Raw genomic sequence first — 17,487 nt, 5'->3', positions numbered from 1 at the left:
TATACCCTCAGTTATGTTTTTGAATCTCTAAATTATCATAAATCTTAATTTTTTCATTTTGAGTTCTTGCGCTCACGACCATAGTATTAGCGACTTGCTCTGCTGTCACTGGCTTATATTTGAATGTATTTGGCAGAAATTGCGATACTCGCTTGAAAATACTCTGAGAAATATCTTCGAGTGTCCTTGTTTCAGCTCTTTCACCAATTAAGAGTGAAGGTCGAATGATCGCCAATTGATAGAGTGATAATGATTTTAGATAATTTTCTAACTTCCCCTTCACTTGATTATAAAAGAATGGAGATCTTTCATTCGCACCTTCCGCACTTACAATTGCAAAAAAAGTATCGGTATTCACGAGCAAATCAGCAAAATGAGCATTTATTTCAAAATCGATATTGTAAAAATTTTCTTTAGAGCCTGCTTTTTTAATTGTACTTCCTAGGCAACTAAACGCATGTGAGAATCCAGAAGCGTCCTCATCATTTAACATTAAAAAGTCATCAATGACCAACTGATCAACTTTGGTGAACTGTTCAAATTGTTCATCATGGTTACGAACAACTACGACAATTCTTTCGCAATCTACCAATTGATTCAAATGATTTACCAAAGATCGACCAACTAAACCAGTTGCCCCTATAACTATTGCACTTTTAATATTTTTAATCATTTTTTCGCCATTCCTTCCAATATTTATATAATCTAACGTGCTAACCGCATTTTATCTGCATCAAAAATGTTGTCAAAGCATGTCAAGACTTGACTTTGCCGCATCATTTAATCACAATATGGCACTTGTTTACGGGCTGGTGTAAATTCTTCTAATGTTTGTATTTAGTTGAAATTTCAGCCCGCCCAGACCAATCAATTTCAAGGAGTGCACGAGTGGCAAACTCTGCTCAAGCAAAAAAACGTGCTCGTCAAAACGTTAAAGCACGTAAACACAACGCAAGCTTACGTTCTATGGTTCGTACTTACCTTAAACGCACAGTAGCAGCGATCGCTGCAGGTGACTATGCAGCAGCTTCTGAAGCTTACAAAACTGCAGTACCTGTAATCGACCGTATGGCTGACAAAGGTATCATCCATAAGAACAAAGCTGCTCGTCATAAGAGCCGTTTAAATGCACAAGTTAAAGCTCTAGCTTCTAACTAAGTTGCGTTAAAAAAAGCCCTTTAAGGGCTTTTTTTATATTTTAAATTTATCAACAATACTTAAATAATATTAAAATTACTATCTTTCTTGCTCTACAAATTCACGAATAGACAGCTCATTACATTCACCACGCCATATCCATTTCAATTTTGCATCTATGAATGCTTCACCTTCAAACCAAACAAACAAACCTTCCATCATTTCTGGCCAATCATGCTGACTAATCTGTGTTTTACCTGAAATCACAGCCAGAATACCAGCAAGAATAGTGTCATGGCTAACCGCCAAACTTAATCCATGATTCTGTTGAGGGTGAGTTTGATAAAGCAAATGTAAAACATCAATCACACCTGTAATTGGCTGCTTCATCCCAGGTAAAGTATTGTTTACAAAGCTATTGATAAAGCCCAAAGCACCTTGTTGCTTAAAATATGGCGCAGCTTGCTCGATATCTAAAACGAAGCTACCAGGCTCGACCAAAAGCCCCTGCTCAACAATTTTAATATGATGGGTATTTGACTTAGGATTGATTTGATCAGCACCTTGAATCATCAGTGCTGCAGTATCAATACAACGTTGAATTGGACTAGAAATACAGTGTTCAATCACACGATCTGTTTGATCAATAAGATAAGCCCCCCAAGCCTGCGCCAGATCCTTACCTTGATCTGTTAATTGCAAATCATATCCAGCGAGTCCTTGGCCCACCACCATTTCACGTATTGAGTGGCGAGTAAATAGTGTAACAGGCACAGCAACATCGGGCAGTAAATCAACCGCTCTGAGCATACTTGGAGGAAGCAACTTCAGCGACATAATAATTCTAATAAATGAAATTAATTTGACTATAACACGATGAAATTATAGTTCCACTCCCCTAAAGTACATTTGACAACGCATCTAAAGCCAATTGCCTCATTTCAGGATCACGATAGGCGATAAAACCATTATTCAAAACAGTATCACGCTGATTATAGGTAAATGGCACAGAATCTAAGGTCAATAAACCACCCCCTATACTCTCTAGCAAGCCTTGTCCAGCACTGGTGTCCCACTCAGAGGTTGGATGAAATCTTGGGTAAATATCTATCTCACCTTCAAGCATCATGCAAAATTTATAAGCACTTCCAGCTTCACGACGTATAACCGGTATTTCTCTTTCAATATAATCAATATAGTGTTGATACTTAGGATTTTTACTACTATGACTCAGTCCAATTTGGATGGCATCGACTGGTGAGGCTTTAAATTTGCAATATTTTTCCCAAATATTGTTCATAAATGAATATTTATAAGGAAGATCCGTCAAATAGCCCATATACATAACTTGCTCTGTCGGCACAACTATAACTGAAAATACAGTTTGATGGTTCTGAATAAGACTCAGATTAATCGTAAATTCATCACGCTCATGAATAAACTCCTTCGTACCATCCAAAGGGTCTAGCATCCAACATTGAGGCCATTCATGTCGCTCTGAATAATCACTTTCTTCAGAAATGATCGGAATATCAGGTGTAAGTTTTGCAAGCTCTCTGAGCAGATATTGATTGACCTTTAAATCTGCTTGAGTTACAGGAGAATGGTCATCTTTTTCGTTGATTTTAAAATCACGTCCAGCACAATAGTTTTGATATTCTTCTAATAATATTTGGCTTGCAACAGCCAAAATCGGAACCAAATTTAACATTTGTTGATCTTGGGGAGCATGCGTTGTGATAAACATGGATAAAACCTATTTTTGTCTTTTGGCGCTACACACTCTAAGCACGACGATCATATTAAGAACCTCAGCCTAAAATGCAGCGTGATTTAATTTGCATTGTTGGATTTATATTTATAGTAGCAAACCTATAAATATAACCACTTTGAAACACATAACCCATTTCAATCATAAGAACTCTAACACTTTTAAAACAAAATCCGAAGCGTGATTGCCAACAACCCTCAATACATCTTAAATAACACCCGCAATAGTTCCAAAAATCAGAGCGCGCCTTAGAGTCAGTATCAACATAAAAAAACAAGCCTTCTTAAAGAAGGCTTGTTTTTTATTTTTGCTCTTTGACTGGACTTTCAGGCTGTTCATTCGGTTTTTTTACAGGCTCTTTATTTTTAAAAGAGTCCTGATTCCCTTTATCCTCATTAGATTCTTTGTGTGGTTTCGAACTATTATCATGTTTTGTCATACGTCAAACGCCTATGCACCATTTTCAAAAAATATGATGCTTTCATAGCGACTTCTATACTATTTTTGTATTCATTATCAAGATCTAAATTTGTGACCTCACACATCTAATTCGATATAATACGAATGGAATGAAATATAGAAGTCACCACGCACACCCTTTCTTGAAGTTCAATTTTAAAATGCTGATGCAAGTCCAGCCTTTTGCATCAAATGATGGTGTAAATCGATATTTAAATAACACCCATTTTGTTGTTTTTATTTGTGCTAAATTGCAACAATACCTGAGGAAAGATGAATGAATAAACCCATCATCATGTTTGACATGGATGGAACCCTACTCGATCTTGCTTTTGACGATTTAATTTGGAATCACAAACTCCCTGAGCGACATGCCAAAACTCATCAAATCAGTTTAGAGCAGAGCAATCAAATTCTATTTAAATTTTATCAAGATCATAAGCACACGCTCGATTGGTATTCTACGCGCTTTTGGACAGCCAAAGTCGGCGTTGATACTTTTCAGCTTCAACACGATCACAAAGAATTCATCAAGCCGAGACAGGGATGCATTGCGTTATTATCAAGCCTTAAGCAAGCTGGATACCGAATATGGTTAGTCACCAATGCTGATGAAAGAGGTTTGGCATTGAAAATGAATCAAGTTGACCTCACCTCTTATTTTGAAGTGATGATCAGTAGTGAAACAATCGGTTTTGCTAAAGAGCGTTTTGAATTTTGGGATCAATTACAGCAAATGCACCCATTTGAACCTCGTCACTGCGTTCTCGTTGATGATACTGCGGTTGTACTCGAAGGTGCTAAATCTTTTGGTATTGAGCATCTAATCACAATTACCCAACCATCTAGCGCTCAACCTGAGCGCGAAAGGTCTAAACTTCAGTATCCTGCAATAAATGATCTAAGATCATTAATCCCCTATTTAGACCAAATTAACCATGAGAAAGAAATGAATGTCAAAACAGCATGAAACTAAAATCACTGATTCAATGCGAATTGATAAGTGGCTTTGGGCAGCACGCTTTTTTAAAACCCGCTCAATTGCCAAAGCAGCAATCGAAGGTGGTAAAGTTCATCACAACAATGATCGTGTTAAAGTTTCCAGAGAAGTACGTGTAGGAATGGAGTTAACGATTCAGCAGGGATTTGAAAAGAAAACCGTCATTGTGAAAGCGTTATCGTCTGTTAGAAGTGGTGCGCCTGCTGCACAATTACTCTATGAAGAAACTGAAGTCAGTATCGCGCGTCGTGAGTTGCTTTCTGCACAAAGAAAATTGCATAATCTTGCACGACCAGATCATCGACCAAGCAAAAAAGATCGACGTGATATTACAAGATTCCGTCAACAAAATGGTCAGCAATATGACGAAGTTTGGTCATAAGATGATGAATAAGTTAAAGCGACAAATATTGTCGTTTTGAAGTTTAAAATTATAGAACAGTCCTATTTTTTCTGTCACTATAATGCCGTGGACATTAGACTTAATTAAAGACATCCACCTAAGTTATCAGTGATTTACAATGTTTTGAGGTTATGAGATGGATGATAATAAAAGCAAAGCACTGAGTGCTGCTTTAAGCCAAATTGAAAAACAATTTGGTAAAAATACGGTAATGCGCCTTGGTGACAATACTGTTCAAGCTGTAGAAGCTGTATCTACAGGCTCTCTTACATTGGATATCGCATTAGGTATTGGTGGTTTACCTAAAGGCCGTATTATTGAAATTTATGGTCCAGAATCATCAGGTAAAACCACCATGACACTTCAAGCGATTGCGCAATGTCAAAAAGCTGGTGGTACTTGTGCATTTATTGATGCTGAGCATGCTTTAGATCCTCAATATGCTCGCAAACTTGGTGTAGATATCGATAACTTATTGGTGTCACAACCTGATCACGGTGAACAAGCACTAGAAATTGCAGATATGCTGGTACGATCTGGCGCTATCGACTTAATTGTTGTCGATTCTGTAGCAGCCTTAACCCCTAAAGCCGAAATTGAAGGTGAAATGGGTGACTCTCATATGGGTCTACAAGCACGCTTGATGAGCCAAGCATTGCGTAAAATTACAGGTAATGCAAAGCGCTCCAACTGCATGGTGATCTTCATTAACCAAATTCGTATGAAAATTGGTGTCATGTTTGGAAGTCCAGAAACCACTACTGGTGGTAATGCGCTCAAATTCTATGCTTCTGTACGCTTAGACATTCGCCGTATTGGTCAAGTAAAAGAAGGTGATGAAATAGTTGGTTCTGAAACACGCGTTAAAGTGGTGAAGAACAAAATGGCACCTCCTTTCCGTGAAGCATTATTCCAAATCATGTACGGTAAAGGTACAAATCAGCTTGCTGAATTGGTCGATCTCGCTGTACAACAAGAACTTGTTCAAAAAGCTGGTGCTTGGTATTCATATCAAGGCAACAAGATTGGACAAGGTAAGAACAACGTGATTCGTCATCTTGAAGAAAATCCTCAACTTGCACAAGATCTTGATCGCATGATTCGTGAACAGTTGTTAACCACAGCGACACCAGCTCCAACTGAAGAAAATGACGAAGAAGCAGATTTATTTGAAGTATAATTTTTCAAAAATTTGAAATCGAAGCGCCCAAATTCTGGGCGCTTTTGTTTAAGTGCATGGATTTAAAATGTCAGAGAAGTTTCCCAAGTTCATTCATTATGAGCAATTAAAATCAATAATGAATGAAGATGAACCTCAACATCTCATCAATGATCAACACTCGGCTAGTCAACACCTAACCGATCAAGCACCAGATGAATGTGATTTAGATGATACTCATTCATCAGTTCTAGCACAGAATAAAGGCTTAACAGGGACTCGTTTGAGATCGTATGCATTTGCAGTCTTAACTCGCAAAGAATACTCAAAAAAAGACTTAATTGATAAACTTGCTTTGTATGCACAAAATAAGGAAGAGGTTTTGAGCTTAGTTGATGAGCTAGCGCGAGAAAATTATCAAAGTGATGCTCGCGTTGCAGAAATGACGGTACGCAGCCAATTACGTAAAGGAAAAGGTCCAAATCGAATAAAGCTAGCGCTTAAAAGCAAACACGTTGATAAAGCGTTGGCTGAACCAGAAATGGAAGAAATAGATTGGTATGAACAAGCATACTTATTGAAGGTCAAAAAATATGGCTATGAAGTTGCTCAGGACGCAAAATTAAAAGCAAAACAAATTCGCTTTTTACAATATAGAGGCTTTGAAATGGATGCGATTATGAAAGCTATAAAACGAAAAGAGAATGAAGAATAAGAAATAAAATTATTATAATGGTGGCAACCCTACTAGCAAAACTCCGGCACATTATAGTTCTGATACCGTTGCTACCTTCCGGTCCTGGCGGGGTTCTCAGAGTACAATTGCGAAGCCACCAGCAGGGCTACCATTGCAAGAACAGAGTATAGAGATTTTTAACGATCTTGCAAGACCATAATGGGCTTTAAAGGCACTAAAAAAGTTCAAGTGAATATTTACTAATCTATTAACAACAAACTTGATATTTTTCATCTAAATAACTTCAACTTAAATTTCTTCATTTATACAGTTTCATTGTAAATTTATATTGATTTTAAATGCTATGACGTTTTTAATGATCTGATTATTAAGAATTGAAAATACTCAAAGTTCAAATTTGAGTATGGACACAAATGGAATAATGAACATGCTCAATAAGCGTACTTTTCTTGCACTAGCATTGATGAGCTCAACATCAGTTTTTGCCAATATTCCTATCGAATCAAAAGGATTAAGCCAAAATTCGAGTTTGAACCAAACAGCAGTCGCAGCGAATAACACCGCTACAGCCCCTACCAACACCAGTTGGCAGCTTATCCAACAAAATCAACGCTTAGAAAATCAAATTCGTGCACTTCAAGGCAAATTAGAAGAACAAGAACATCAAATTAATCAACTGACCAACGAATTAAAAAATCGCTATACAGATCTAGATCAAAGATTAGAACTCCTTCAACAAAAAATTGATCCTGTGGAGGAGTCCAATGCCGAAGATCCTAATACTGCACCACCCATTCCTAATGAGCCAACTGCACCAAGCACTAGCACTAACTCCAATACCACAGCATCACAAAATGCAACGAACTTGAATCAAACCAACCAACAAGAACTTGATAAAGCGGCTTATACAGTTGCCTTAGATGCATACAAACAAGGTGGCGCAAAAAAAGCCATTGCACCTATGCAAAACTTTGTACGTAACAATCCAAATAGTGTGTATACAGGTAATGCCTATTTTTGGTTAGCTGAATTCAATTTAGCAATTGAACCACCCAATTATGAAGAAGCAAGAAAACACTATGAAACTGTCGCTTCGAAGTTTCCAAATTCAGGAAAAGCACCGCGATCTTTATATCAGCTGTATAGCATCGCGAAAGATGTAAATAAAAACGCTCAAACTGCTGAAATTTATAAAAATAAACTACTGAGCACCTATCCTGACTCTGAAGAAGCTGGATATTTCAAAAAAAGTTGAATAAAAAAAGACATCATAAGATGTCTTTTTTTTTCTAGCAAAAGCTCTTAACGAACAATACCGCGCTTAGATTCATTTAAAGAATCAATGAGGAGCTGAGCTTCAGAAACATTTGGTAAAATTTCAGCAGTAATCTGCTCAATGGCTTGTTGTGTCGTTAGACCACTTTTATAAATTAACTTAAATGATTCTCGCAAACCATTGATTACATCTTTTGACCAACCCTTACGACGCATACCTTCTACATTCATTCCAAATGCATGAGCCGGATTACCAGACACCATCACATAAGCAGGAACATCCTTCAAAATCAATGATGCTCCACCAATCATGCTGTATGAGTCGATCTTACAGAATTGATGAATACCGGAGTTGCCACCGACAACAACGAAGTCACCAACATGCACATGACCTGCGACACCAACATTGTTTGCAAAGATGTTGTTATTACCCACCACACAGTCATGCGCAATATGCGTATTGACCATCAACAGATTATTACTACCAATTTTAGTAATACTTTGATCCTGCACTGTACCGCGATGCAGACTGCAATGCTCACGAATTTTGTTGTTGTCGCCAATCTCAAGCCAAGTTTCTTCACCAGCATACTTAAGATCCTGACACACCTCACCCACACTGGCAAACTGGAAAATTTCGTTTGATTTACCGATGCGGGTATATCCACCAACCACCACATGAGAATGTAACACTGTCCCACTATCAATCGTCACATGAGGACCAATAATCGAATAAGGACCAATTTTTACATCAGAAGCAATCGTTGCCGTAGGGTCAATAATTGCTGTAGGGTGGATTAAATCACTGTTACTCATGCTTGCTCTAATTTCTGATGAGAAATAATAATTTCAGCTGTCGCTGCAATTACACCATCAACGCTCGCACTACAAAGATACTTGTAAATACCACGTTTCTGCATTACAAGCTCTGATTTTAACACGAGTTGATCACCAGGAACGACTTGTTTTTTAAAACGAACTTTTTCAGCGCCAGCGAAAAGAAAAAGTGAACCCGGTTTGGGTTTTTCATTGTTCATGATAAAGCCAAGAACGCCAGAAATTTGTGCCATCGCCTCAACGATTAAGACACCCGGCATGATTGGATAACCTGGAAAATGACCTTGCATAAACTCTTCATTTATGGAGACATTTTTAAATCCGACAATTCCATTCTCAGTCACTTCTGTAACACGGTCTACCAATAGAAATGGATAACGATGCGGCAAATATTCACGAATTGTTTGAATATTCATCGGCAATTCAGGAATTGAAAAAGATAAAGTAGACTCTGTCATATTATTTACGCAATTTTAAAGTTGATTCGATTGACTCTAACTGAGCCTGCATATCATCTATTTGTTTGACTAATTTGGTCAATGGCACATCTGCTAATTGTCTTAGACGAACAACTGTTCGTTTCCAACGAGAATTTTCGAGCAATCCCATTCCTGAAGAATATGTACCAGCTTCTAAAATGCTACCTGTGACCATTGACATTCCAGTTAGCGTCACATTATCTACAATTTTTAGATGTCCTGAGATACCACAAGCACCTGCAAGGATACAGTTTTTGCCAATCACAGTACTGCCCGCAATACCGCATTTTGCAGCAATTGCAGTATTTTCACCGATTTGAACGTTGTGTGCGACTTGCACAAGATTATCAATAATCACACCATCATGAAGTATAGTGTCATCCAAAGCGCCACGATCAATACTACAGTTAGAACCAATTCTGACATCATTTCCAATTTGAACAGACCCGAGTTGAGCAATTCGGTTCCACTTACCTTGATAAGGAGCAAAGCCAAAACCCTCTCCTCCAATTACGGTATTCGCATGGATACGAACACGTTTAGCAATTTTAGATCGACCCGTAATCGTGACATGCGAATCAATGAAACAATCCTCACCGATTTCAACATACTCATCAATTTTAGTTTGCGAATGAATTACTGTATTTGAGCCAATCACGGCATGCGGGCCAACCACCACATAATGTCCAATATATACATTATCCCCTATCATAGCACTCGGATCGATTACTGCGGTGGCCTCAATACCACGTTGCACAGTTTTAGATTCGAACACATGAGTTAAAATCGCGAAAGCAAGATACGGATTTTGTACGACAATAAAATTATTATGCTGATTAAGCTGAGCCTGCATCTCAGAAGTGACAATTAAGGCACCTGCTTGAGATGAAATCGCTTCGTCTAAATACTTATCAGAATTTACAAAAGAAATTTGGTTTGAGTTCGCTTGAGTTAAACTTGCAAGACCCTCTAGCAACAGATCTGCATCACCAATAACTTGGCCTTGTACAAGTTTGGCTAAGTGATCGAGACGAAATTGATTTGATTTCATTGACTATTTGATTGCATTAACCTTTTGAATCATTTTAGCAGTTAAATCGTATTTTGGGTCATATGCCAAGGCAGCATTTTTATTTAAAACTAAATCAAGATTATTTTCTTTGCGCAATTGTTCAGCAACTTGTTTAATTCTTGAGTCGAAAACTTTATTTGTATTTTGAATGGTGCTTTGAACACGTGATTGAACAGTCTGTTGCAAAGATTGAAATTCGTTCATCTTCGTTTGATATTGAGAGGATAGTTGCTGGGCATTCGATTGATTGGCTTGAGCTGATTTAGCCAACGCTTCAATTTCTTTACCCAATTGTTCTAATTTTACCGTTTGCGGCTTAATTGTCTGCTCAAGCTGAGTATTCTGCTGTTTTAAGTACGTGCTATTTTCAACGACTTTTTCTAAATCAATTACCCCATATCCTGCTGCATGCGCAAAGCCAACTACAGATGTGAGTAAAACCGTTGAAATCGTTGTTTTAAACATATTCATTATTATTCCTTAAAGGCAAAAGGCCGTACTAGAAAGTACGACCAATTTCAAACTGAACAGACTTAGTTTCATCACCAGGCTTATCATTCAGTGGGTACGCATAGCTTAATGATAGTGGACCAATCATCGTAATCCATGTGAAGCCTACACCAACACTATATCGCATATTTCCAGCATCGAAACCAAAGTTGTCTTTACAATATTGTCTAGCATCGAATGCAGTAGCTGGAGAATTACCAAAATAAATGTCCCCAGTTGGAACATCACATTGAGTGTCGAACACTTGAGCGCCTTCTGCAAAGATCACAGGACGTACTTGGCGTGCCCAATCACCTTTAAAAGGAACTGGTAAGATTAATTCAGTACCAAATTGAACTAATGCATTGCCTCCCACCTCTTCAGGGTTCCTATCTTCTCGAGTTAGAGCAGCATCTGTAATACTCGGATATTTTGGACCTAATGTACTATTATCATAACCACGAACAGACCCATATCCACCAGCGTAATAGTTTTTATAGAATGGTAAATCATTACCGAAACCTACCTTACCATAACCACGCCATACAAAATCCTTTCCTAAAGGAATAAAGGCTTGCGTATCGTATGTTACCTTCTGATATTCAACATCACTACCCGGCAATGCAATCTCTGCATTAACACGATGAAACATACCCGACGTTGGGAAGCGTGGATTATTTAATGTGTCGTAAGACCAACCTAAATTTAAACTATAAGTAAAGAAATCACCTTTAAACTCATTACCGTACTCAACTTCAGGTTCAGAGCATGGTTCATAACCAATTACATTACCGTTATTATCTTTAATTGGTTCTAAGTCGACTGGACAATACTTACCAGTACTTGTTTCCCTACCACCATTGGCAAGTAAATAATCACGCACATAAGTAGAAACAAATGGACCAGTCGTTACTTCAGTTTGATCAATATTAATACCAGCACTTAAGCTCTGATTCTCATCAATTGGGTAACCAAAGCTCAGACCACCACCGAAGCTATCTGTAACATAATTGTTAACGTTATAGTCTTCGTCTAATTTCGTCTTACGATAATAGAGATTGTAACCACGGCTGACACCATCAATCGTAAAGTATGGGTCAGTAACACTTAGGTTATAATAATCTTGTGTCTCAGAACGAGAAAGATCAATCGCTACACGGTTACCTGTACCTAAGAAGTTAGTTTGACTCAAGCCTGCTTGGAACGTAATCCCTCCGTTTTGCGAATAACCCACAGCTAAAGTACTTGATCCTGAGTGTTGCTCTTCAACAGCGATATTCAAATCGATTTGATCAGGGGCTCCTGGAACACGTACCGGCTTAACATCAACTTTGCTGAAAAATCCAGTACGCATCAAACGGACTTTTGAATGATCAATTTTTTCATTACTCGCTAATGCACCTTCCATCTGGCGCATTTCACGACGTAAAACTTCATCAGCAGTCTTGGTATTACCTGTAAAATTAATACGTCTCACCGTAACTTGCTGACCCGGATTGATGTAATAATTCAAATTAACTTTTTTTGTTTCATTGTCAATTTGAGGCACAACATTAATTTCAGCATAGTAATAACCAGCATTACCATACTTACGCTGTAACAACTGTTTTACTGCATTCACCAACTCTTGTGAGTAAGTTGCATCATCTTTATAAATCTTTAGTGCACGAAGATCTTCGTCTTTATATAAAGCATCACCTAAAAATTTGGTTTCACCAAATTTAAATTGCTCACCCTCATTCATTGAAACTTCAATGAAAATATTTTTTTTATCTTCACTGATATTCAAATTAGAGTTGGTAATTTCAAAATTGATATAACCTTTATTAAGGTATAAAGCTCTTAATGCTTCAAGGCTTGCTGCCATTTTTTCACGCGCGTAGCGATCATTTCTGGAAATGACAGATAACCATCCGCTTTCCTTAACAGCAAAGACTTGCTTAATTTCATCGTCTTTAAATACAGTATTACCAATTAAATTAATTTCAAAAACTTTAGCTGGTTTACCTTCAATGAAATTAATATTGACATCTACACGGTTATTGGCTTTTGCAACAGTTTCAACCTGAATATCCGCATTGTAGCGACCTTGTTGTGAATACTGTTGTTCAAGCTCGGTTTCTAGCGTCTGAAGTGCAGATTTAGTGAGCACCTCACCTTCAGCTAGACCCATTTTCTTCAAGCCCTCTTCCAAGGCTTCTTTTGGAATGAGCTTATTACCCTTGAAATTGATTTTAGAAATAATAGGACGTTCAACGACTTTAAAAACCAAAACATCGTTTTCTTTGAAAGCTTGAATATCATCAAACGAATTAGAGGCATACAAGGCACGAATCGCATTCGCAATCACTGGATCATTAATGCGATCCCCAGCATTCACCGGTAACATTGCGAGTACATTAGCCTGCGTTAGTCGAACTAATCCATCAACACGCACATCCCGCGCGATAAACTCGTCTGCTGCATATACTTGTTGTACTGCTGCCATTGCGCTAACGAGTGCCAATGGCATAAATAAATGTTTGTGCTGCATGCCTATTGTTTTCCAGTAAGTTAATTATCCATCTATAACGCTTATAAACGCATAAAATCATTAAATATTGCGAGAAACATCATACTTCCCAGCAACACCATACCAATTTTTAATCCAACCAATTGTATTTGTTCAGAAACAGGTTTACCACGAATTAATTCAATTATGTAATAAACTAAATGCCCACCATCCAACATCGGAATCGGAAGCAAATTTAATATCCCCAAACTTACACTCATTAATGCCATAAATGAAATGAAAGTTTGCCACCCCATTTCAGCACTTTGACCTGCAACTTTAGCAATCGTAATTGGACCCGAGAGATTATCCAACCCAATCAATCCACGAATCATTTTGACAATTGAGCCAAGGATCATAGAAGATAATTGACCCGTTTTTTCAACCGCAACCACAAAAGCTTCCGCTGGATTATATTGAATTGTATGCTTATATTCAGCAGGAATATTGATCTGACCAGATTGAGCTTGCACTCCCAACATTCCTGTCGTATTGCCCATATTGTCACGCTTTCCTTGCGGCATGACCTTTAATTGAACAATCTCGCCTTGACGCATCACTTCAATATTCAATAGTTTTTCTGGTGATTTTTGTACTATATCAACAACTTCAAACCAATCGTGAATTTTTTTATTATCAATCGCGACAATTACGTCACCTTCTTTCATCCCTTGGCGTATAGCAGCACCATCTTCAGATAATTTATGAACAACTGGTTGAATATGAGGTCGATATGGTAAAAACCCCAAGACATCCAAAGGTGATTGAGACTGATCTTTTAGAAATTGCTGAATCGGTAAATTAAAAGTTTGTACCTGACCATCACGATCAGCTTGAATTTGAATCGTACCAGTTTCACCTACGCGATCAATCAGCGCATAATTCAATTTTTCCCAAGTTGGCGTCGCAGTTCCATCCACTGCTATGATTTTATCACCAGAACGCATCTCTACTTGTGCGGCTGGCGTATTTTCAATCACTTTACCAACTCGAGTGTTTAATTGTTCCTGAGCTGGTAAGAACAGAATCCAAAAAAGTAAAACAGCAAAAATTAAATTAACAAGTGGTCCCGCAGCAACGATTGCAATTCGTTTTAAAGGAGATTGCCGATTAAACGCATAAGGTAAATCTTCTGCACTTACATTACCTTCACGCTCATCTAGCATTTTTACATAACCACCTAAAGGTAATGCAGAGAGCTGATATTGAATGCCTGACTTTTTAGAGGTCCACTTTAGAACTGTTGGACCAAATCCAATTGAATACACAAGAACCTTAACGCCAAGTTTTCGTGCTACCCAGTAATGTCCAAATTCATGAATTGCAATCAATGGACCTAGAAGCAAAATAGCCGCGACGATAATGAAAAGTATATTCATCTTAGGTACTCAGTGAATTCGTGAGTTGAATAGCATAGCGACGTGCAAGCGCATCAGTCTCTAAGATTAGCTCTAAAGAATCAGCATTTGAATTTTGAACATGATTCAAAGTGGATTCAACAACTTTAGGAATATCTAAAAATTTGATTTTATCTTCTAAAAATGCTTCAACCGCGATTTCATTTGCAGCATTTAAGATCGCAGGCGCCAATCCTCCAGATTTCATTGCTTCACGAGCCAATTGCAGCGCTGGAAAGCGCACAGTATCAGGCTGCTTAAAATTAAGCGTATCGTTTACAAATAAATCTAGCGGAGGAACATGTGTTTCAATTCGATTTGGCCATGCAAATGCATGTGCAATCGGCGTACACATATCAGGATTACCCATTTGAGCCAAAGTACTACCATCAACATACTGAACCATTGAGTGAATAATACTTTGTGGGTGCACAACCACTGTAACAAAATGTTCTTGAATTGAAAATAAATGACAGGCCTCGATCAACTCGAGACCTTTGTTCATTAGGGTTGCCGAATCAACTGATATCTTCTGCCCCATAGACCAATTAGGGTGCTTACAAGCCTGTGCAGGTGTCACCTTACTGAGCTCATCTAGAGTATGATGCAAAAATGGCCCCCCAGAAGCAGTCAACAAAATTTGTGAAACACCTAACTGAGGTTTACCACCTGTATCTAATTGTAAATAATTTTGAGGCAGGCACTGGAATATTGCGTTATGTTCAGAATCTACAGGTAATAATAAGGCTTTATTCTCTTTAGCGGCCTTCATCATGATGTCACCAGACATCACCAACGATTCTTTATTTGCTAGAAGAACACGCTTACCAGCTTGAACAGCAGCGAGTGTTGGCAATAATCCTGCCGCACCCACTATCGCCGCCATCACGATATCAACCTGAGGATGCTCAGCAACAGCGATTAAACCCGACTCATCAGAGAGAATTTCGGTTGAAGTGATATTTTTTAATTTGAAAAATTGATGTAGTTCATCCACCTTGCCTGAAGGTACAACAGCATACTGTGGATGATATTGTTGACATATTTCGCTTAACTGCTCTACACGACTAAATGCAGATACCGCAAAAACATTGTACTTCTCTGGATGTCGATCAATGACTTTTAAGGTACTTTGTCCAATTGAACCCGTTACACCTAATATACATACTGATTGAGACATCTATAAATCTACACCAACAAGTTTTAAAACAAATATTCCCGCAGCAAAAATAGGTGCGGCAGCAAGCAATGAGTCAATGCGATCTAATACACCACCATGACCAGGCAAAATACGACCTGAATCCTTAATACCTGCACGACGCTTAATCATTGATTCAAATAAATCACCTTGAACTGAGCTAAATACTGTTAGCACAGATAGGAGTAAAAATAGAATATGCTCTACTACGGTTAAATCTAAATAGTTAAATTGTACAAATAAGATAACAATGATGACTGTAATTACACCACCGATTAACCCTTCAATAGATTTATTCGGGCTCACCTCAGGTGCAAGCTTACGCTTACCAAGCTTCCTACCTACAAAATACGCCCCACTATCAGCACCCCACACTAAGAGGAATAGATACATGAGCCACCAAGGTGAACTTATCCAGACTTCGTATATTGCCGATACTGCAGCGCTAATAATCACTACACCAATCCAATTCAGTGAAGTGTTATACCACGCATCATAAAGAGGATATTGCTTAACCCAATAAATGGTAATAACCCAAGTAATAATCGAAGCACTCCACAACAGCAGTACTAGATCATCAAAATAAAGCGCAATTGCAGAAAATACCGCAGTGATTACACCAAAGCATCCTGCTTTAAATTTATTCACTTGATCAGTTTGACGAGGCATGAGTTTAAACCACTCATAGCCAGCCCCCCCGGCAGCGATAATCATTAACGCTAACATTGGATAAATGGATGTAGTTGCAAACATACAGCTCAAGACTACAGCCACTAAAATCAATGCGGTAATTATCCGCTCTAACATTATTAGTTCTCTATTTTCTCTTGTTGGACCTGCTCAGAGGTTTTTCCAAAGCGCCTTTCACGCCCTAAAAACACACCAAAGGCATGATCCAATTCTTCTGTTGTGAATTCTGGCCACAACGTCTCAGTAAAATACAACTCTGCATATGCAGATTGCCATAATAAAAAATTAGACAATCGATAATCACCACCAGTACGAATCAATAAGTCGACTGGAGGTAAGTCACCTAAACTGACATGCTGAGCAAACAAATCAACATCAACTTGATCAACATCAATTTTTTGTTCTTTGACGAGTTGTGCGATTGTTTTAGCAGTTTGTGCGATATCCCACATTCCACCATAGCTCACAGCAATTGTGAGCGTCATTTCTGTGAAAGTAGCAGTCCTTTGTTCTGCTTGCAACATTAATTGTTGCAATTCTGGCGATAAACGAGAGCGATCCCCGATGAATCTAAGCCCAATCTGAAACTTTATCATTCGAGGAATTTGTTCATTAATCGTCTCTTCCAACAGTTTCATGAGCAAATCAACTTCGTATTGAGGTCGATTCCAGTTTTCACTTGAGAAGGCATAAACAGTAAGTGCTTTTACACCCACTTTACGACAATGCTCTACAATCGGATCAAGGACATTTTTTCCTTCACGGTGTCCATCACCTTTTTGTAGATGTTTCTTTTTTGCAAAACGATTGTTGCCATCCATAATGATGGCAACATGTTGAGGCAGAAGCTCTGCTGAGATGGTCATTATATAG

General features: G+C 38.2%; 19 protein-coding genes and 1 other RNA gene. 6 read left to right on the top strand and 14 right to left on the bottom strand.

The window, feature by feature from the left end; all coding sequences use genetic code 11:
* Positions 1-7: 7 nt before the first annotated feature.
* On the bottom strand, positions 8-673 hold the full coding sequence (locus AC1M9H_RS01775) for a Rossmann-fold NAD(P)-binding domain-containing protein (protein ID WP_481612599.1): 666 nt from the start codon (positions 671-673) through the stop codon (positions 8-10).
* A gap of 215 nt (positions 674-888) precedes the next feature.
* On the opposite strand from AC1M9H_RS01775, the gene rpsT reads away from it, so the two are divergent.
* Positions 889-1,158: a 30S ribosomal protein S20 gene (gene rpsT, locus AC1M9H_RS01770; protein ID WP_035263646.1), complete on the top strand. Its 270-nt coding sequence runs from the start codon at positions 889-891 to the stop codon at positions 1,156-1,158.
* Between the two features lie 78 nt (positions 1,159-1,236).
* Here rpsT and AC1M9H_RS01765 read toward each other — a convergent pair whose 3' ends face one another.
* From AC1M9H_RS01765 to AC1M9H_RS01755, 3 genes are all read right to left on the bottom strand, one after another.
* Positions 1,237-1,974: a histidine phosphatase family protein gene (locus tag AC1M9H_RS01765; RefSeq protein ID WP_481612598.1), complete on the bottom strand. Its 738-nt coding sequence runs from the start codon at positions 1,972-1,974 to the stop codon at positions 1,237-1,239.
* Between the two features lie 61 nt (positions 1,975-2,035).
* On the bottom strand, positions 2,036-2,884 hold the full coding sequence (locus tag AC1M9H_RS01760; protein WP_481587497.1) for a 3'(2'),5'-bisphosphate nucleotidase CysQ family protein: 849 nt from the start codon (positions 2,882-2,884) through the stop codon (positions 2,036-2,038).
* A gap of 325 nt (positions 2,885-3,209) precedes the next feature.
* Positions 3,210-3,347, bottom strand: coding sequence for a hypothetical protein (locus AC1M9H_RS01755; RefSeq protein ID WP_171076720.1), 138 nt, complete (start codon positions 3,345-3,347; stop codon positions 3,210-3,212).
* 297 nt (positions 3,348-3,644) lie between these two features.
* On the opposite strand from AC1M9H_RS01755, the gene AC1M9H_RS01750 reads away from it, so the two are divergent.
* From AC1M9H_RS01750 to AC1M9H_RS01735, 4 genes are all read left to right on the top strand, one after another.
* On the top strand, positions 3,645-4,337 hold the full coding sequence (locus tag AC1M9H_RS01750; protein ID WP_481587498.1) for an HAD-IA family hydrolase: 693 nt from the start codon (positions 3,645-3,647) through the stop codon (positions 4,335-4,337).
* Positions 4,321-4,749, top strand: coding sequence for an RNA-binding S4 domain-containing protein (locus AC1M9H_RS01745; RefSeq protein WP_481612597.1), 429 nt, complete (start codon positions 4,321-4,323; stop codon positions 4,747-4,749). Before AC1M9H_RS01750 ends, AC1M9H_RS01745 begins: the two co-directional genes overlap by 17 nt.
* Before the next feature lie 157 nt (positions 4,750-4,906).
* Entirely contained in the window at positions 4,907-5,950 is a 1,044-nt protein-coding gene (gene recA / locus AC1M9H_RS01740) for a recombinase RecA (RefSeq protein ID WP_035263652.1), read from the top strand.
* Between the two features lie 67 nt (positions 5,951-6,017).
* Complete coding sequence (locus AC1M9H_RS01735) at positions 6,018-6,644, top strand: regulatory protein RecX (protein ID WP_035263653.1); 627 nt, start codon at positions 6,018-6,020, stop codon at positions 6,642-6,644.
* Positions 6,645-6,671: 27 nt separating this feature from the next.
* On the opposite strand, the gene ffs is transcribed toward AC1M9H_RS01735, so the two are convergent.
* Positions 6,672-6,768: signal recognition particle sRNA small type (gene ffs / locus AC1M9H_RS01730), an RNA gene on the bottom strand.
* A 285-nt stretch (positions 6,769-7,053) separates the two neighbouring features.
* Here ffs and AC1M9H_RS01725 point away from each other — a divergent pair.
* Positions 7,054-7,881 carry a YbgF trimerization domain-containing protein gene (locus AC1M9H_RS01725; protein ID WP_481607409.1) on the top strand — a complete coding sequence of 276 codons (828 nt, stop codon included), beginning with the start codon at positions 7,054-7,056 and terminating at the stop codon, positions 7,879-7,881.
* Between the two features lie 47 nt (positions 7,882-7,928).
* Here AC1M9H_RS01725 and lpxA read toward each other — a convergent pair whose 3' ends face one another.
* The 9 genes from lpxA to uppS are packed head-to-tail and all read right to left on the bottom strand — an operon-like array spanning position 7,929 to position 17,480.
* Positions 7,929-8,717, bottom strand: a complete 789-nt coding sequence (lpxA, locus tag AC1M9H_RS01720) for an acyl-ACP--UDP-N-acetylglucosamine O-acyltransferase (RefSeq protein ID WP_035263657.1) — start codon at positions 8,715-8,717, stop codon at positions 7,929-7,931.
* Positions 8,714-9,196 carry a 3-hydroxyacyl-ACP dehydratase FabZ gene (fabZ, locus tag AC1M9H_RS01715; protein WP_035263658.1) on the bottom strand — a complete coding sequence of 161 codons (483 nt, stop codon included), beginning with the start codon at positions 9,194-9,196 and terminating at the stop codon, positions 8,714-8,716. Before fabZ ends, lpxA begins: the two co-directional genes overlap by 4 nt.
* A 1-nt stretch (position 9,197) precedes the next feature.
* Positions 9,198-10,268, bottom strand: coding sequence for a UDP-3-O-(3-hydroxymyristoyl)glucosamine N-acyltransferase (lpxD, locus tag AC1M9H_RS01710; protein ID WP_092766345.1), 1,071 nt, complete (start codon positions 10,266-10,268; stop codon positions 9,198-9,200).
* Positions 10,269-10,271: 3 nt separating this feature from the next.
* A complete protein-coding gene (locus tag AC1M9H_RS01705) occupies positions 10,272-10,760 on the bottom strand; it encodes an OmpH/Skp family outer membrane protein (RefSeq protein ID WP_373683274.1) in 489 nt (162 codons plus the stop codon).
* 28 nt (positions 10,761-10,788) lie between these two features.
* Entirely contained in the window at positions 10,789-13,311 is a 2,523-nt protein-coding gene (bamA, locus tag AC1M9H_RS01700; RefSeq protein ID WP_481612596.1) for an outer membrane protein assembly factor BamA, read from the bottom strand.
* Between the two features lie 41 nt (positions 13,312-13,352).
* A complete protein-coding gene (gene rseP, locus AC1M9H_RS01695; protein ID WP_481612595.1) occupies positions 13,353-14,708 on the bottom strand; it encodes an RIP metalloprotease RseP in 1,356 nt (451 codons plus the stop codon).
* Between the two features lies 1 nt (position 14,709).
* On the bottom strand, positions 14,710-15,906 hold the full coding sequence (gene ispC, locus AC1M9H_RS01690; protein ID WP_481612594.1) for a 1-deoxy-D-xylulose-5-phosphate reductoisomerase: 1,197 nt from the start codon (positions 15,904-15,906) through the stop codon (positions 14,710-14,712).
* Entirely contained in the window at positions 15,907-16,731 is an 825-nt protein-coding gene (locus tag AC1M9H_RS01685) for a phosphatidate cytidylyltransferase (protein WP_481592677.1), read from the bottom strand.
* A 2-nt stretch (positions 16,732-16,733) separates the two neighbouring features.
* Positions 16,734-17,480, bottom strand: coding sequence for a polyprenyl diphosphate synthase (gene uppS / locus AC1M9H_RS01680; RefSeq protein ID WP_481587503.1), 747 nt, complete (start codon positions 17,478-17,480; stop codon positions 16,734-16,736).
* Positions 17,481-17,487: the final 7 nt, after the last annotated feature.

The sequence above is a fragment of the Acinetobacter sp. ANC_7512 genome (genome assembly GCF_056779935.1).
The sequence above is the reverse complement of the archived record's forward strand: the minus strand, read 5'-3'. Positions and strand labels throughout refer to the sequence as shown.

Excerpts from the sequence above, each read along its gene's own strand:
- uppS (WP_481587503.1), bottom strand. The coding sequence starts at position 17,480 with ATGACCATCTCAGCAGAGCTTCTGCCTCAACATGTTGCCATCATTATG.
- AC1M9H_RS01775 (WP_481612599.1), bottom strand. The coding sequence starts at position 673 with ATGATTAAAAATATTAAAAGTGCAATAGTTATAGGGGCAACTGGTTTA.
- AC1M9H_RS01750 (WP_481587498.1), top strand. The coding sequence starts at position 3,645 with ATGAATAAACCCATCATCATGTTTGACATGGATGGAACCCTACTCGAT.
- bamA (WP_481612596.1), bottom strand. The coding sequence starts at position 13,311 with ATGCAGCACAAACATTTATTTATGCCATTGGCACTCGTTAGCGCAATG.
- AC1M9H_RS01745 (WP_481612597.1), top strand. The coding sequence starts at position 4,321 with ATGTCAAAACAGCATGAAACTAAAATCACTGATTCAATGCGAATTGAT.
- rseP (WP_481612595.1), bottom strand. The coding sequence starts at position 14,708 with ATGAATATACTTTTCATTATCGTCGCGGCTATTTTGCTTCTAGGTCCA.
- fabZ (WP_035263658.1), bottom strand. The coding sequence starts at position 9,196 with ATGACAGAGTCTACTTTATCTTTTTCAATTCCTGAATTGCCGATGAAT.
- ispC (WP_481612594.1), bottom strand. The coding sequence starts at position 15,906 with ATGTCTCAATCAGTATGTATATTAGGTGTAACGGGTTCAATTGGACAA.
- AC1M9H_RS01765 (WP_481612598.1), bottom strand. The coding sequence starts at position 1,974 with ATGTCGCTGAAGTTGCTTCCTCCAAGTATGCTCAGAGCGGTTGATTTA.
- lpxA (WP_035263657.1), bottom strand. The coding sequence starts at position 8,717 with ATGAGTAACAGTGATTTAATCCACCCTACAGCAATTATTGACCCTACG.
- AC1M9H_RS01725 (WP_481607409.1), top strand. The coding sequence starts at position 7,054 with ATGCTCAATAAGCGTACTTTTCTTGCACTAGCATTGATGAGCTCAACA.
- AC1M9H_RS01755 (WP_171076720.1), bottom strand. The coding sequence starts at position 3,347 with ATGACAAAACATGATAATAGTTCGAAACCACACAAAGAATCTAATGAG.
- lpxD (WP_092766345.1), bottom strand. The coding sequence starts at position 10,268 with ATGAAATCAAATCAATTTCGTCTCGATCACTTAGCCAAACTTGTACAA.
- AC1M9H_RS01735 (WP_035263653.1), top strand. The coding sequence starts at position 6,018 with ATGTCAGAGAAGTTTCCCAAGTTCATTCATTATGAGCAATTAAAATCA.
- recA (WP_035263652.1), top strand. The coding sequence starts at position 4,907 with ATGGATGATAATAAAAGCAAAGCACTGAGTGCTGCTTTAAGCCAAATT.
- AC1M9H_RS01705 (WP_373683274.1), bottom strand. The coding sequence starts at position 10,760 with ATGAATATGTTTAAAACAACGATTTCAACGGTTTTACTCACATCTGTA.
- AC1M9H_RS01685 (WP_481592677.1), bottom strand. The coding sequence starts at position 16,731 with ATGTTAGAGCGGATAATTACCGCATTGATTTTAGTGGCTGTAGTCTTG.
- AC1M9H_RS01760 (WP_481587497.1), bottom strand. The coding sequence starts at position 2,884 with ATGTTTATCACAACGCATGCTCCCCAAGATCAACAAATGTTAAATTTG.